At 58.5% G+C, this 15922-nt stretch carries 14 protein-coding genes; 4 read left to right on the top strand and 10 right to left on the bottom strand.

Annotated elements, in window-relative coordinates:
* Positions 1 to 24: 24 nt before the first annotated feature.
* From Q1A20_RS07030 to Q1A20_RS07000, 7 genes are all read right to left on the bottom strand, one after another.
* Positions 25 to 942, bottom strand: a complete 918-nt coding sequence (locus tag Q1A20_RS07030) for an ABC transporter permease subunit (protein WP_298975785.1) — start codon at positions 940 to 942, stop codon at positions 25 to 27.
* A gap of 4 nt (positions 943 to 946) precedes the next feature.
* Positions 947 to 1870 carry an oligopeptide ABC transporter permease OppB gene (gene oppB, locus Q1A20_RS07025; protein ID WP_299402497.1) on the bottom strand — a complete coding sequence of 308 codons (924 nt, stop codon included), beginning with the start codon at positions 1868 to 1870 and terminating at the stop codon, positions 947 to 949.
* 49 nt (positions 1871 to 1919) lie between these two features.
* A complete protein-coding gene (locus tag Q1A20_RS07020; RefSeq protein ID WP_299916555.1) occupies positions 1920 to 3545 on the bottom strand; it encodes a peptide ABC transporter substrate-binding protein in 1626 nt (541 codons plus the stop codon).
* A gap of 224 nt (positions 3546 to 3769) precedes the next feature.
* Entirely contained in the window at positions 3770 to 4408 is a 639-nt protein-coding gene (locus tag Q1A20_RS07015) for an ABC-type transport auxiliary lipoprotein family protein (protein ID WP_299916553.1), read from the bottom strand.
* A gap of 11 nt (positions 4409 to 4419) precedes the next feature.
* Positions 4420 to 5769: an MlaD family protein gene (locus Q1A20_RS07010; RefSeq protein WP_299916551.1), complete on the bottom strand. Its 1350-nt coding sequence runs from the start codon at positions 5767 to 5769 to the stop codon at positions 4420 to 4422.
* Positions 5770 to 5784: 15 nt separating this feature from the next.
* The gene (locus tag Q1A20_RS07005) at positions 5785 to 6570 is read right to left on the bottom strand and encodes an ABC transporter ATP-binding protein (RefSeq protein ID WP_299916549.1); all 786 of its coding nucleotides are present in this window, start codon (positions 6568 to 6570) and stop codon (positions 5785 to 5787) included.
* The gene (locus Q1A20_RS07000) at positions 6567 to 7691 is read right to left on the bottom strand and encodes an MlaE family lipid ABC transporter permease subunit (protein WP_299916547.1); all 1125 of its coding nucleotides are present in this window, start codon (positions 7689 to 7691) and stop codon (positions 6567 to 6569) included. The genes Q1A20_RS07005 and Q1A20_RS07000 overlap by 4 nt, the downstream gene beginning before the upstream one ends.
* A 456-nt stretch (positions 7692 to 8147) precedes the next feature.
* Here Q1A20_RS07000 and Q1A20_RS06995 point away from each other — a divergent pair, with 456 nt between their 5' ends.
* From Q1A20_RS06995 to Q1A20_RS06980, 4 genes are all read left to right on the top strand, one after another.
* Positions 8148 to 9086, top strand: a complete 939-nt coding sequence (locus Q1A20_RS06995; protein ID WP_299916545.1) for a LysR family transcriptional regulator — start codon at positions 8148 to 8150, stop codon at positions 9084 to 9086.
* Between the two features lie 95 nt (positions 9087 to 9181).
* On the top strand, positions 9182 to 9937 hold the full coding sequence (locus Q1A20_RS06990) for a hypothetical protein (RefSeq protein ID WP_298975764.1): 756 nt from the start codon (positions 9182 to 9184) through the stop codon (positions 9935 to 9937).
* Between the two features lie 88 nt (positions 9938 to 10025).
* Positions 10026 to 11159, top strand: a complete 1134-nt coding sequence (locus Q1A20_RS06985) for an MFS transporter (protein WP_299402487.1) — start codon at positions 10026 to 10028, stop codon at positions 11157 to 11159.
* A gap of 294 nt (positions 11160 to 11453) precedes the next feature.
* Entirely contained in the window at positions 11454 to 12911 is a 1458-nt protein-coding gene (locus Q1A20_RS06980) for a hypothetical protein (RefSeq protein WP_299402485.1), read from the top strand.
* Between the two features lie 81 nt (positions 12912 to 12992).
* Here Q1A20_RS06980 and Q1A20_RS06975 read toward each other — a convergent pair whose 3' ends face one another.
* From Q1A20_RS06975 to dctP, 3 genes are all read right to left on the bottom strand, one after another.
* Positions 12993 to 14300, bottom strand: a complete 1308-nt coding sequence (locus Q1A20_RS06975) for a TRAP transporter large permease (RefSeq protein ID WP_299402483.1) — start codon at positions 14298 to 14300, stop codon at positions 12993 to 12995.
* On the bottom strand, positions 14300 to 14800 hold the full coding sequence (locus Q1A20_RS06970) for a TRAP transporter small permease (protein WP_299402481.1): 501 nt from the start codon (positions 14798 to 14800) through the stop codon (positions 14300 to 14302). The genes Q1A20_RS06975 and Q1A20_RS06970 overlap by 1 nt, the downstream gene beginning before the upstream one ends.
* Positions 14801 to 14861: 61 nt before the next feature.
* A complete protein-coding gene (gene dctP / locus Q1A20_RS06965; RefSeq protein WP_299402479.1) occupies positions 14862 to 15875 on the bottom strand; it encodes a TRAP transporter substrate-binding protein DctP in 1014 nt (337 codons plus the stop codon).
* Positions 15876 to 15922: the final 47 nt, after the last annotated feature.

The following is a 15922-nucleotide window of genomic DNA, read 5'->3' as shown; positions in this document are numbered from 1 at the left end:
ACCGGTCCTTCGGAAAGTTTGTCATTACCGATCCTTCGGGTCGAGCGCGTCACGCAGCCCATCGCCGACAAAGAAGAAGCCGAAGAGCGTGATCACGAAGAAGAAAAGTGGCACCAGCAGCATCCAGAGCGTGCCGTTGTTCATCTCGGAGGCGCCATCGTTGATCAGCGCGCCCCAGCTTGTGAGCGGTTCCTGCACACCGAGGCCGAGAAAGCTGATGAAGCTTTCATAGATGATCATCGAGGGCACCAGCAGCGTGGCATAGACGATCACCACACCCAGAAGGTTTGGGATGATGTGGCGCAGGATGATGGTGAACGGCCGCACCCCCGTGGCGACCGCGGCTTCAATATAGGCCTTGCCCTTCAGTGTCAGCGTCTGGCCCCGTGCGATGCGGGCCATGTCCAGCCAGCTGATCAGCCCGATGCCGATGAAAAGCATCAGCAACGAACGCCCAAAGACCACCAGCAGCAGGATCAGGACGAACATATAGGGGATCGACATCAGCACATCGACGATCCGCATCATCACATTGTCGATGCGCCCGCCGAAATACCCCGCGATTGCCCCGTAGAGCGTCCCCACAACCACCGAGATCAGCGCGCCGACGATGCCTACCAGCAAGGAAATCTGGGTGCCTTGCACTGTGCGGGCAAAGAGGTCGCGACCCACGGGATCGGTCCCGAACCAATGGCCGCTTTCGAGCGAAGGCCGACCAGCTTCAATGATGTTGCCCAGCACGTTCCAGTCGATGTCTTCATTGTTCCAGGGCGCGATAAACGGACCGATCAGCGCGAAGGCCGTGACCAGCATCAGTACGATCAGCCCGGCCACCGCCGCCCGGTTGCGAAAGAAGCGTTGCCGCGCATCGGCCCAGAGCGACCGACCCTTGATCGGGGCCGCGCCCGCCAGATCATCAGCGATGGATTTGGTCGCAAACATCGGCCTAATACCTGATTTTCGGGTCGATCCAGGCATAGAGCACATCGACCAGAAGGTTGAAGAAGATGGTAAGCGCGCCCAGCAGGATGGTAATGCCCATCATCACGCCGTAGTCGCGGTTGAGCGCCGAGGCGACAAAGAACTGTCCGATGCCACCGGTAGAGAAATAGATATCGATGACCACCGACCCGGTGATCATACCCACGAAAGCGGGCCCGAGGTAAGAGATCACGGGCAGCAGCGCAGGTTTCAGTGCATGGCGGAAGATCACACGCCGCATCGGCAGCCCCTTGGCCCGGGCGGTGCGGATGTAGTTCGAGGTCAGCACTTCGAGCATGGAGGCCCGCGAGATCCGCGCAATCGAGGCCATGAAGCTGGTCGAGAGTGCAATCACGGGCAGGATCACGAATTGCCACTGGCCGCCCTGCCAACCGCCGCCGGGCAGCCAACCGAGCCAGAGCGTGAAGGTCAGCACCAGAATGGGCGCCAGCACGAAATTGGGCAGCACCTGCGCCCCGATCGAGATGCCGACCGCCAGATAATCAAGCCAGGTGTTGTGGCGCACCGCAGCGAGGATGCCGAGCGCGCCGCCCACCACCACCGCGACCAGAAAGCTCCAGAACCCGTAGGTCAACGTCACGGGAAAGCCCTGCGCGATGAGACTATTCACATCCTGATCGCGGTAGATGAAGGAGGGGCCGAAATCGAATTCGGTCACGACGCCGGTGATGTAGCGCCAGATCTGCATGTGAAAGGGTTGATCCAGCCCATATTGCGCCTGCAGATTTGCAAGGACCGCCGGGGGGATGCCGCGCTCGGTCGCGAAGGGGCTGCCAGGGGCTGCATACATCAGCACGAATGTGCAGACGATCAGGATCAACAGAACCGGGATCGCGACCAGCAGGCGCTTGATTATGAAGACAATCATCTAAATTAGGTAGCTCTGGAGCGGGTAAAGTCACCCGCTCCGATGAGCATCACTCAGGTGCGACGCGGTAAATGTCCCGCACGTACCAGTTGTTTTCCACGTTCTCCATCGGCCAGTTGTTAATGGTCGGGTCGAGCACGAAGTTCTGCGTGTAGTGATAGATCGGCAGGATCGCCATATCCTCAGCAAGAATCTGTTCGACCTGCGTATAGACCGGTTGCGGGTCGGACATGGTGACGCTTTCGGCCATCAGCCGGTCGACCTCTTCGCTGACGTATTTGCCGTCATTGTTGGCGTTGTTCGAGGTCAGAAGGTCGAGGAAAGTCGAGGCCTCGTTATAGTCCCCACACCAGGCCGAGCGTGCGATGTCGAAATTCTGATTGCCCCGAATGTCCAGGTAGGATTGCCATTCGTAGTTGTTCAGCACCGTCGTGACCCCCAAAGGTCGCCACATCTGGCTGATCACGGTCGCGATCTGCTTGTGGTTTTCCGAGGTGTTGTAGATCAGGTTCAGCTCAATGGGATTATCCGGGCCATAGCCCGCTTCTTCCATCAGCGCCACGGCCTTTTCCATCCGCTCCTGCTGGCTCCACAAGGCATATTCGATGGCCGGCAACTCAAAACCTGCCGTTGCCCAATGGGTGAAACTGAAGGCTGGCGCCTGACCTGCCTTGAGCACCTGATCGGTGATCACCTCGCGGTTGATCATATAGCTAAGCGCCGTGCGCACGCGCGGGTCCTGCAGCGCCTCATGGCCGCTCTCGGACTGATTGACGGTATAGTAGTACGAGCATAGCCGGGGCACAGAATGCGCCACATCCGGCGTCTCTGCCTCAAGGCGCGGATAGCTGCCCGCGGGCAGATCATCCATCATGTCGAACTCGCCCGCCTGAAACCGGGTCAACGCCTGATTTGCATCGTTGATCACAAAGCCGGTGATCTCGGTGATGATCACATCCTCAGCGCCCCAGTATTCCGGGTTCTGAACCAGACGCACAAATTCGTTCGTCGCCATGTCATCAAGCTTATAGGCCCCGTTCGAGACGATATTCGCGGGATTGGTCCAGCCCGCACCATGCGCCTCCACCGTCGGTTGGTGCGTCGGCATGAAGGTGTAATGCACAGCCATCTGCGGAAAGTAAGGCAGCGGCTGGGCCAGCGTGACCTCAAGCGTCAGATCATCTACCGCGCGCACCCCAAGCTCTTGCGGGCTTGCGTCACCGGCAATAACGACCGCTGCGTTGGTGATCTGGCTGAGCTCCACATACCAGGCGTATTCAGATGCGGTCGCCGGATCGGCGGCGCGCTGCCAGGCAAAGACAAAATCCTGCGCCGTCACCGGGTCGCCATTGGACCAGCGCGCATCCTCGCGCAGCTTGAAGGTCCAAGTCTGATTATCCTCGGACGACCATTCCTCGGCGACCCCGGGGCGCAAGGTACCGTCCGCGTTCTGAGTCAAAAGCCCCTCGAACAACTGGCGCGCGAGGTGGCCGCCAACCGTTTCCTCGATCAGTTGCGGGTCAATCGATGGGAACTGATCCAGCAGCCGGTATTGAAAGGTCTGATCCTCGGCAAGCGGCTCTCCCGTGACCGGGTGTGTGTCCGCGGCCCAAATTGGGGGACAAAGAGCCAGCGTCAGAAGTGTCGAGGTAGCCAAAATTCCATGTTTGGTCATTATTATCTCCCTGATGTTTGCTGTTGCGGCGTCTGATAGGTTTGCACCTGGCATCGCCATATGGCTGCAAAGATTGGTAGAAATGCCCGCATTGTACACCAAGAAATTTGGCATCGACCGCCGGATCGGCGACAAAACTCCGATACAGGCTTAAACGCCGCGCTTTAGATGAATAGACGCAATGAAAGCCGAGGGCCTGTAACCCGCAAAGCTCCTATCCGAAACTAGCGGGGCGATGTGGCGGCATAGCGCGCGATTTCGCGGATGCTCCATTCAATCGCATCTCGCATGGTGTCGCCGAGCGCCTCGTCGAAGGCTGCTGTCACGTCGCCGGGCGTATCGGAGGTGGCGGGGACAATTTCCTCGAAAGACCGGGATCCGATGATGCGATCAGAGAAAGCATCGATGATCTTGATATTCAGGCGCACATCAATCTGCAGCGCAGACCCTTCGGCACCAACCGGCACAATCGCCTGGAATTCGCGAATGTCCGTCACGATCAGATAATCCGCACGCAGCCCGATGGTGGAGCTTCCGACCGCGGGCACCTTGCCCGTGTTCTCAAAGCTCTCGATCAACAATGCCTGAACAATCAGCGGTGCCCGGTCGACCCAGCGCGCACCGGGCAGATATTGAACCTGCAGCGGCGTGGGCTGCACGGCGATCTGATCGGTATCCACCGCCGCCGTCGCGGTTGGCTGATTGACCACGATCTGATCGCGCAACTGGGGCAAAGATGCGCTGAACGTGCTTTTGGGGCTGAGCACGTAGAGGTCTGTCGGCGTCGCGACCTCGGTCAGGCTTGCCAGCCCCGTGCAGCCCGCCAGTGCCGTCAACAGCAGCAGCCCCCTCATCCATTTCATACTATGTGTTATCATCGGCGAAACTCGGAGTTTTGGGTGCCAAGGAGGAACCGCGCGGGGTCACGTTCGATCTTGTTCACAAGGCGTTCCAGATTAACGACAAGGCTGCGCGCCTCCTCGGTAAAGCGCAGGAACTCAGGTAGCCCCAGCCGCAGGAACTCGGACACCTGTCGTTCATTCCCTGTCACCACCTCGTCCAGCGTATCGGTGAAACTCGCCGCAGATTGCGATGCTGCGAGGACCTCATCCGAAATGGCATCGATATTGGTCGCGGCCCCTTCGACGGCGGTGGTGAAGGCCGTTGCCGCGCCGCGCAGATCGCTGATGATCGTGCCAAAGTCATCTTCGATCAGCGCATTTGCCGAAGAGAACGTCTGATCGGCCGAGTTCAGCGTTTCGGATGCATCCCGCATTGCCGTGTCGATCAACGCCAGCGTCTCGGTCGCGTTTTCAAAGGCCTGCGTCGCGGAGGCCAGCGCCGCCTGCCCATCGTCCGCCAGCACACCTAACCGCTCCGTCACGGCGCCGACGTTTTCGCCAAGCCCCTCGATCACCCGCTCCCCTGTCTGCACGGTTGTGCGCAGATCGGAGGCCAGCGGCGTAAGCTGGTCTTTCGTGAAGGTATCGATGGTCGCAATCGTATCGGTGGCGCTCTCAAACGCCTCCCCCGCGCTGTCCAGCGTCTCGGTGGCAGTCGTCAGCGTCGTTTCCGCCGTATCCCCCAGCAGCGCAAGCCGGTCCGAGAAGGCGGCAACCTCGCGCGCCGCCGAACCCAAATCACTGGACAAGGTTTCAAAGTCGCCAAGCACGCCGTCCAATCGACCCGATGATGTCGCCAGATTATCGAGGATGGTGCTGACAGCCGCCCGGTTTTCGGCGTCAAAAACAGCATTGACGTCTTCGAGCAACGCAATCGCGCGTTCAAGCAGTTCAGGCGCCCCTTCGAAAACCGACTGCAAGGGCGAGCGTTCGGAGCGGATGACAGCATCTTCTGTTAGTGGCTGTGCCATGATCGATCCGCCCGACAATGCAACATAGCTCACGCCCGTCACACCCTGGGCCTGCAATCTGGCGACTGTCTCCGTACTGACCGGTGTGTCGGCATCCACTTCGATGCGCACGCGAACGCGGGAGGGGTCCTCTTCGTCGAGCATCAGTTCGATCACCTGACCGACCGGCAAACCGCTGTAGCGTACGTCGCTCGCCGCGGCCAGTCCGGCCACGTCTTGAAACAGGATATCGTAGTAGGCGTATTGCCGGTCCACTTCGATCTTGGCCAACCACAGCAACAGCCCGACCGCGCCCAGCACCCCTAGCAGGGTGAAGACGCCGATCAGAACGTAGTTGGCCTTGGTCTCCATAAACTGCTGTCGCCTCTACATCTTTTCCTGCGCGGCCCGTGCGCGCGGGCCGGTGAAGTATTCCTGAACCCAAGGGTGGTCCACCTGCGTCATCTCCTCAATCGGCCCTTCGACCAAAACCCGCTGTTCCGCCAGCACTGCAATTCTGTCGCAGATCGCGTAAAGACTGTCGAGGTCATGGGTCACCATAAACACCGTCAGGCCCAGCGAGCGCTTCAATTCGCCGATCAGGTCATCGTAGGCAGCGGCCCCAATCGGATCCAGCCCCGCGGTTGGCTCGTCCAGAAACACGATCTCGGGATCCATCGCGAGCGCGCGGGCCAAGGCCGCCCGCTTGCGCATGCCGCCCGATAACTCCGACGGCAACTTGCCACAGCTGAAAGGGGGGAGACCGACCAGACTGATTTTCAGCTCGCCCAGCGCCTTCATCAGGCTATGGGACAGGTTCAGATGCTCCCGCATCGGCGCCATGACGTTTTGCAGCACGGTCAACGACGAGAAGAGCGCCCCATCCTGAAACGCGACCCCCCAACGGCGTTCGGTCTGCGCCCGCTCCGCGCGACTGCCATGCAGCACATCTGCACCAAGCACATGGATCGAGCCTGCTGCGGGACGGTTCAGACCGACAATTGTGCGCAGCAAAACCGATTTTCCGGTCCCGGACCCACCGACAATCCCCAGGACCTCGCCGCGCCACACATCAAGGTCCAACTGGTCATGCACCACCTGCGGCCCGAACTGGTTGCGCAAGCCGCGCACCCTGATCACCGCCTCGCGGCTGTCGTCCTGCAGACGCGTCATACCCCGATCTCCGCAAAGAAGATGGAAAACAGAGCGTCCGCCGCGATGACCAGAAAAATGGATTGAACGACGGAGATCGTGGTGTGGCGACCCACACTGTCGGCTGAACCGCGCACCTGCATTGCCTGCCAGCAGGCGACGATAGCGATGATCGCTGCAAAGACCGGTGCCTTGATCATGCCGATGGCCAGATGCCAGACATCGGTGTTTTCCTGCAGACGGGTGATGAACATGCCCGGACTGACGTTCAACTGGCTCCAGCTCATCAACGCGCCCCCCAGAAGGCCCGAGATATTGGCGATGAAGCCCAGGATCGGCAGCACGATCACAAGCGCGATCACGCGCGGCAACACAAGTACTTCGATGGGGTCAAGGCCAAGCGTGCGCATGGCATCAAGCTCTTCGCGCACCTTCATCGACCCAATCGACGCGGTAAAAGCCGAGCCCGACCGCCCGGCCACGATGATGGCCGTCAGCAGGATGCCCAATTCGCGCAGGATGGAGATGGCGATCAGGTCGACCACGAAAACCTCCGCCCCGAACTGGCGCAGCTGCGAAGCCCCCTGGAATGACAGGACCACCCCGATCAGGAAGCTCATCAGAACCACAATCGGGATGGCGTTGAGGCCGGTCTCCTCCATCTGGCTGACCAGCGCCGCCGTGCGCCAGCGCCGCGGACGGAACACGGTGGTGGCAAGTGACGCAAGCGTTTGGCCGACAAAGCTGAGCAGAGACAAGATCGACTGGCCCACGCCCGCCGTCTTCAACCCCACCCCGGCGATCCAAGGGAGAATACCGCGCGGCAGATCCTCGATCCCTTTCTCCGACGGCAGCGCCGCGGCGACCGTCGCAATCAGATCGGTCCGCGGGGTGGCCTTTTCGGTGAATTCCACCTGCACGCCCTGTTTTTCCAGACGCGCCTTCAGATCCGCGATCAGCCAAGCGCCACCTGTGTCCAGGGCTTCCAGATTGCTGAGATCGACGTGCAAAACTCTCGCCTGAACCGATGCGCGGGCAAAATCCGCTTCAACCACGCCCAAACTGTCGGTCACCAGCCGTCCGGAGAGGCGCAGAGTGGCCATTCCGTCGGAGTCGTCCAAGCTGAGCATCGGTCGTGACATCAATCGTCCTGGTCAGGCCGCAAAAGACCAATTGGGGCGCGTTTTCGGTATCTTAGAGATTGCGCGCCGGGCAACAAGTCAAGGATGGGCCGTCAGCGCGATTGCGCATGTCCCATATCGGCAAAAAGGGACGGTTTTGGTTGAATTGGGAAGGGCGGGCTTCCGGCCATCGCACCCACCAAGGCGCGGTGATGGGGCAAGAGCAAACTGCGCAAGGCGCCTGTCTGCGCACCGGGAAGCTGGAAAGCTTCACGCGGACGCGCGCTGAGGAAACAATAGAGCTTCCGGACCCAAATAAGCCAATGATCCCCTGCCAATGTCGGCTTGCCATCGAAAGAATTCGCCTGAATACTTTTAGGAGAGTCGACAACCCAACTGTCCAGTTATAGGTGTACTGTCCTAATATGACGCGTCGAAAATCCCGGCGCCAAAACCTTTACGTTAGAAAGTAACCCAATGGGCATAATGCGTTATCCATTGGGCAAAACGCAAATCCGCGTGGAGAGCGATAGTTTGTATCAGACCAAAGGAAATGCCGAAGTCACCGTGGCGATGCTCCGCGCATTTGTGACCTTAGGCAAAAATTTGAATTTAACGAAAACCTGTGAGGAATTGGGCGTTGCCAGGCAGACGGTGCGTCGCCACATCAATGAGCTGGAGGGGATCAAAGGCCAGCCGCTTTTCTCGGTCCAGAACCGCGAATACTCCCTGACCCCCTTTGGGAATGCACTGCTGGCCGATGCCGAGATCATCCTGCGGCAGATCAAAGCCTGGTCCGGTCAGTCCAGATTGACCCGCCGAAGCTCGAACTGGTTGGAAATAGCTCACTATCTGGACGCCAGCGAAAGAGAGTTTTTTTCGCAACAGCATCCCATTAGCAAAATCGCCGAAGACGGCCTTCCAATCATGAAACGGACCCTCTCCGCCTGGGGGAAGGCGCATACGCAAATCGAAGATCCCGCAATGGCCGACGTCCGGCCATATCTGGTGATCTACAGAAAGAACCCGAGTGGTTGGATCTGCGTCGAAATCGGTGTGAAATCGGCATATGCGAAATGGTTCGGGTGGACCTGGTCAAAGAGCGCGATCGGAAAACTCTCAGAAGCAGACAACGCCGGGGACGACTACAATGACTTCATTTCAGGCGCCTATGCCCGGATCCACGGCGAAGGTGGCGTGCGTCTCGATCATCTCTTTGCCTATCTGCCGCGTGAAAGTAATCCAGACCCTATTCCGATCAGTTTTCAGCGCTTGTTGATGGGCTGCGCCTTCCCGGATGGCGCCCCGGGGCTCGCAGTTCTCGTGTTGATGACGAATCAGGTTGAAATCGACGCGCTCCCCGAGAAGGACGTTTTATTCGTCCCGAACGACCTTGTTATGGACTTTGAACCCTGAATTTTACCGTTGCTACAAAGACGTATGCCCTAAAATGGTATTTCGATGATATTTTTCCTTTTATGACTGTAGTCATTCAAAACAAAGGAAAGCAAATGTCGGCACTCAACCTCTACACAATGATTGTTAACGTCGCGAACATAACCAAGGAACTTGAAGCTGCGGGGATGCGCTTAGAGATTGGAGATGATTTTGCGGCATACCGAAGATTACGGAACTCCCAGACGGATCGTTCACCGCTCTACCCGATGTTCGATGTCGCCTGTTCCTATGTCGATGTCTCCAACGCCTTCTGGGTGTGTGGTTTCAACGACAACAACCAATTGATCCACACGCAGGCGATCAGGCTGCTGGACTTGTCCGGCGTGGCTTTGGGCGAACACATCAATATGCATCGCCACAAATACATCACGCCCAATTCAACGCCTGATCCTGACAGAACCTTTTACTCGCGACCGCCTTCCCTGGACCAAATCACCGGGAAGGTTTGCTATCACGGCGAGTTCTGGCTGAGCGGTGGCGAAGGCGGGCACAGAAAACAAGGCTTCACGGCACTGCTGTCACGCGTCGTTTTCGAAATGGCGCTGAAGATGTGGGTGCCGGATTATGTTTTCGGCCTGGTGCCGGAACCGCTTGCGTTCAAGGGCATTCCCAGTCGTTATGGGTACACCCGGTGTGAGCCAGGCGCCTGGTACGGGCCAGACAACGAGATCACAGAAGAGGATTCGCTTGTTTGGATGAACACAGACGACATCGTTCACTTCCTCGAAACCCCGCCAAAAGCGCTTTCGCGTGAACGTCAGATCCCTGCACGCAGATTGAGGACGAATACTATTGATATGGTCGCATGAAAGAATGTCAGGAATCGATAGAGCGTATCTTGGAACCATGACAGTGAGTTGTTGAGTTGAATAAGTTATTTCGGTGGCGGTTGTGACCATGTCCCTGTTCAGGGCAATTGCAGGTCCAATCGCCGCCAGCATCGCCTTCGTCATGGAACTTACGCTGGTTCCTCTCATTCTTCCTGCGATTCAATCGCACTATGACCTGAGCCTTGGAAGCATGGCTTGGGTTTTCAATGCCTATGGCATTGCTGTGGCCGTGGGTGTCATCGCCGGCGGCTGGATCGGTGATGCCTTCGGCGCCAAACGGATCTTTGGCATCGGCGTTCTGATGTTTGCGTTGGGTGCGGCCATTGTCGCATCCTCGGCAAGCTTTGAGGCGTTGATTGCCGGGCGCGTTTTGCAAGGCTTTGGCGGCGGTGTCTTCTCTCCGTTGGTGCCGCTGCTGCTTACAAAAGCCCTGCCCCTGCGGCCCGGGAAAATTCTGATCATCTGGGGCAGCGTGACAGGCTATGTGGCTGCGTTCGCCCCATTTGCAGCAGGTCAGGTGGTCGCCTTCGTCGGATGGCAATCCGTTTTTGTGTTCTTTGTGGTGCTCTCCGGTGCCGTGCTGTTGCTCTCCGCCGGGAATGGCGCCGCACAAACCGAAGCTGCCCCACGCACGACGCCAAATCTGTTCCTGCTGACGAAGGCACGCGTTCTGTGGCTGGTCTTCGGCTACATCTTTTGCACCTACGGGGCGATCACGTTCTATCTGTTCCGGTTGCCGCTCTTACTTGCGGAGACAAACTACACTGTCGAAACGATTGGCGTCGTTCTTGCGACCATATGGATGAGTTTCTCAATCGTCGGCACTCTGCTTCGGAACTGGGTCGATGGCTCCCACATTCGCAGCATCGTGTTGGCGGCACCTGTTCTGATCGCGGCCAGCTTTTTGACGGCATATCTCTCCAGCGACGCGATCTGGCTCATGATCTCCGCGATTTTGATCGGGGCTGGGTTTGCCTGCAGCAACGCGCCGTCCACGCAGTTGGTTCTGAAATTCGCGCCGCCGGGCCTCAGTGTCATCTCTGCCAGCCTGGACATCACCTTCGCAAGGCTGGGCGGCGTCGTTACTGTCGCATGGCTGGCGCAGTCGGATTTCAGCCATTCCGTTTTGGTCATCGCAGGCCTGTCGCTCGCAGCGGTGGTTTTTGCGATGGTTTTCCTGCGCAGAAATAGCGAGGCCTAGCCCGGAGGCGACGGTCGAGCAACAGCCGGAAAGCTTCAGGCTAACAAGAAGAAATCTCGCCGAGAGCCCTCAGCGGTAGGATCACTCATTCGGATATCAGCATACCACCTAAGGTTGACTGACCCTCGGTTATCGCGTTTCATGGCGTGACTAGGGGAATGAGCCATGAAGTGTGCCAAAGCGCCCGGTGCGACGCCTGTGGCTCAAACCGCTACCAATACTGCATCAGCCCGTCGCGAAACATCAGATGGTGCTTTGCGAGGCTTTCAACAATCCGCCGCTACAAGTGCAGCTGTGACACAACTGCAAGCTTTGCAACGCGCCGCAGACGGCGCTGCTGTGGTGCAGCGCTATACGACGATCAAAGGCGATCCCGACAAGCGCATGTCTGGCGGCAAAAAGATCGTGCGGACCGGCCCCAAGACCGTCTTTGCCGACGAAAGCCTGATCGCCGAAGCGAACTCAAAGCTGGAGGGTACCGCCTCCTATGTCCGCCTTGCCGCAGATAGCAGCCGCGAATATGCCACGGATGACAGCGGTGATACCTTGCCGATGATCAAGCTGAACTGGAACGCGCGCATTGATGACAGGAGTTTTATGGACGCGGCATCGGTGGCAAACGAGGAAGGCGGCTTCAAGAGCTTCGCGGACTGTCACCGCACCGCCCAGGCGGTGATGGGATCGACCCAGACCGAAGGTGTCGATACTGAAAAACCGGTGCGGCGCAATTCCAAAGGCGCAGAAACGATTGAGCCCACATCGAAGCGGGAAGTGCGACGCGGTGTCAATGTACGCGGCGACGCTGCCAATCGGGGCGCTTATGCGGTTCTTGGCGATGCTTTGCCAAAGGTGAAAGCCGCCGTGCATGGCATGGGTGAAGTGATTGGGGATGCGCTCAATACCGCAGTGCCAGATGGCGGCGGCCCGATCTCGGGCAAACCCTTCAAGCAGTGGGCGGCCTATGCCGCGATTTACGCCGACCCGTGGCGGCGCGATCTGTTCAGCAAGTTTTCAGGCAGCAACGAATTCGCGACACCGGAGGTTGGCGAAGCACTCACCATCGTGTCGGGTTTCATGGCGAAAGACGCCTTCAAGAACCGTGCCACCTACGATGATCTGGTGGCGCGCATTGGACAGCAGGACGTGGATGCTCTCCACATTACCGCTGACGATAGCTTCGATCAGATGTGGCGAAAACTCGGGGACGCCGGGGATGCACAAAGGGAGAAACTGGCAAAAACGCATATGCTCGCCAAGCTGAACGCCAACGCGGCCGTCTTGGAGGGCTTGTCGGTCTCCGGCACTATTCTGGACGAGTTGCGCGGCGATACCGCGCTGGAGGCAATCGTTTCACGCCTCTCGCGCGAAGATTTCCTGGCGCTCTATAAGTCCGGCGCGATCGACATGGGCCAGACAGCCACCGCCAAGGCAGACGCGAGCATCGATCACGTACCGCCTGACATCGTCGCCGCCTCGGGTGCCATCGCGGCAGGTGCGAGAGACGCATCGACAGCGACAGTGCGCCAGCCCTGGAATTTTCACTGGGCTGGTGTCATCCTGAAAGACGGGGGTGACTATGTCACGCTGGAAAACCTATCGGTCGAAGATCCCGGTACGCTCAATGAGAATTGGTTCTTCCAGATGTTTGGAACAGAGCAGAAAGATCAGACGTTCCACGCACAATACGCCGAAACGGGAGAGTTCGGGAACGTGCCTCTGACGATCAACTACAGCAACCATCCCGAAACGTGAGGTTGTTTCAAAGGTAATGAGGGAGAGCGTCGGGGGCGACCCCTCGCCTACACCCTCTCGCCGTGATCTTCCACAACCTGACTACAACGACGGCAGCCACAAAGCGATTTGCGGAAAGGCGATCAAAAGCGCGACCAATAGCAGCGAACATCCGATGAACGGGAAGGCCGACGTATAAATGACGCGCATCGTCGTGCCTTTGGGTGCCACCCCTTTCATGACAAAGAGCAAGAGCCCGAAGGGTGGTGTCGTAAAGCTGATCTCAAGCGCCAACAGCATGATCAACCCGAACCAGACCGGATCGAAACCCAGGGTCTGGGCCAGTGGAAAGAAGATCGGCACGGTCAGCAGCATCATCGAGATCTGCTCCATGAACATGCCCAGCAGAAGCAAAACGGCAAACATCACCATCAACATGGCAAGGGGCGCCAGTTCAAAAGACGTGGCCCAATTCACCAATCCGCGTGATGCGCCCGAAAACGCCAGCAGCTGACTGAAGGTCGCGGATCCAAAGACGATCAGATAGGCCATCAGCGTCACCCGCAGCGCGCCGACGACGGATTTTTGCATCGCCTCCCACGTCAGGCACCGAAACACGGCGGCCAGGATCAGCACACCAAGTGCGCCGAAGGCGGCGGCCTCGGACGGGGTGACAAAGCCGCGGATCATCAGCACGATGATCACCACCATGACGCCGACCATCGGCACGACCTCGCGCAGCAGCAAGGCCAGCTTCTGTCCGAACCCCATTGGCACAACGTCATAGGCGGGTGCTGCTGTCGGATCGATCTTCGTCTGAAGCCAAATCGTCGCGATGTAGAAAAACGCAAGGATCAGCCCCGGAATGACACCCGCAATCAGCAAAGCCGCCACGTCGATCTGCGCCAGGGTGGCCAGCAAAACCGCAAGGGCCGAGGGTGGGATGATGATCGCCAGCCCGCCAGTGCCCAGGATCGGGCCAATGCTCATATGCGATTTGTAACCCCTGCGGCTCATTTCCGGCACCATCAGCGACCCCAGCAGGGCGGTCGAGCCCATGGACGATCCCGAAAGTGTGGAAAAGGCGGTCCCGCCCAGCACCGTGACATAGCTCAACCGGCCCGGTAGCCGCCCCAAGAGCTTGTCAATCGCATTGAACATCCGCCCACCAAGACCGGTATGAAAGAAAATCTCGCCCATCAGCAGAAACAGTGGGATTGGGACAAGGGCATATTTCGTGAGCGATCCAAACCCGTTGTTCAAAAGCTGGGTCACACCACGTTCCCCGCCCATGAACACCCAGGCGCCGAGGATATTGGCCGCAAGGAACGCCAGGGCTACCGGCATCCCCATGGCCATCAGAAACAGGATCGCGCCCAGCAGCAGCGCGAGCGCCTCAAACCACTCCATTACTCGTGTATCCCCGCTTCGCCCGTGTGCATCAGGTCGGTCCCGAACACGAAACGCGCAAATTCGACGGCCATCAGGCCAAAGCTGATTGGAAAGGCGATGGTGAGCATCCAGCGCGGAACGTAATAGGCGCGGGTATCGAAATCGCCGCGTTCGATATTGGTCAGAAACAGCTCTGCCCCTTTCCATGCCAAAATCAGGCAAACCACCACACAAGCAACCGCGACAGTCCTGCTGACAATGCGGCGCAACCCGTCGGGCAGGGCCGCGGTGACCAATTCGATGTGCACATGCCCCTTTTCGCGCACCAGCCAAGGTGCCCCGAGCATGGTCATGTAAAGAAGCCCGTATTCAGCCGAGGTGAAAAGCCAGGCAAAGGGTTGCAGACCCGCGTTGCGCATCAGCACTGAGGCAATGACCGAGATCATCAGCCACACCAATGTGACGCCCGCAATGACCGCCAAAGAATAGACAAGGGCAGAATACGCCTTGGAGATCATCGCCTTGGGTCTTTCATTGAGAGAACATGCGGACCCGCCTCAGAACGGGCCCGCAAACTGCTTACTTGGCGGCATCGAGGTCGTAGAACAGCTCCAACAGGCGGTCGTAGTTGCCGGTGCCGCCGGGTTGCTCTGCCATCACGCTCTGCATACGCTCCCAGGTTTTTTCACGTGCGGCGGCAAGGTAGTTTGCCTTGGCCTCACCCTCCAGCGACACAACCTGCATGCCTGCGGCCTCCAGTGCGGCAAAATCCTCGTCCCGCTTGATCCGCAGGGCCGCCACGCTGTCTTTTTCATGCTGGGTCGCCACGTCCTGCAGGATCTTTTTCGCCTCGTCGGACAGGGAATTCCACTTTTCAAGGTTCACGATGACCCCGAGATCAGTCGAGAAAAAGCACGGCTCGATCCGATAATTCAAGAACTCGTTCCATTTCAGATCAATGAGCCCGATCTGGGTCCAGCCGGTTGCATCCACAACACCGCGCTGCAGGGCCGAGTAAACCTCGCCGGTGGGCAGGTCGATCACCTGCGCACCCAGATAGTTGTTAAAGAATGCGTTGTAGACGTTGTTGCCGCGCAGCTTGAGCCCTTCGACTTCAAGGTTGCCGTCGGCATCAAAACTGGGCGCATCCCGCGTCCAGAGATTGTAACACACGCCGCTGTCAAACCAGCCGAGGTATTTCAGGCCCATCTTTTCCTGATGGATCTGGTCAATCAACTCGGTGCCGCCATTGGCGCGTGTCTCCACCGCCGTAAGGTTCGACGCCACCATCGCGTCTTTTTCCGGCAGCGCACCGCCATAAAAGGAACCCGGTGTGTAGACCATATCCACGATCCCGTCACGCACGGCATCAGGCTGCTGGAACATGCCGATCGCCTCCGGACCACCGCGCACATCGATCTGGATCACGCCCGTGCCCACATCGTTGACCTTATCCACGAAGGTTAGAAAGCTCTTGGTGTAGATCAGTGTCTCAGGAAACGCGTGTACCGCCGAGATCGTTTCTTCGGCCTGCGCCATGCTGGCGATCAGGGTTGAACTGGCGAGAACACCGCCCAGAAAATTCGTCTTCATGTGATAACCTCCGATTTATTTTGGGGTCGGCGCTGTGCCCTGACCCT

Origin of the sequence: uncultured Roseobacter sp., from assembly GCF_947501835.1 — a bacterium.
GTDB lineage: Bacteria > Pseudomonadota > Alphaproteobacteria > Rhodobacterales > Rhodobacteraceae > Roseobacter.
Note: the sequence above shows the minus strand (reverse complement) of the source record. Positions and strands in the feature narration are given on the sequence as shown.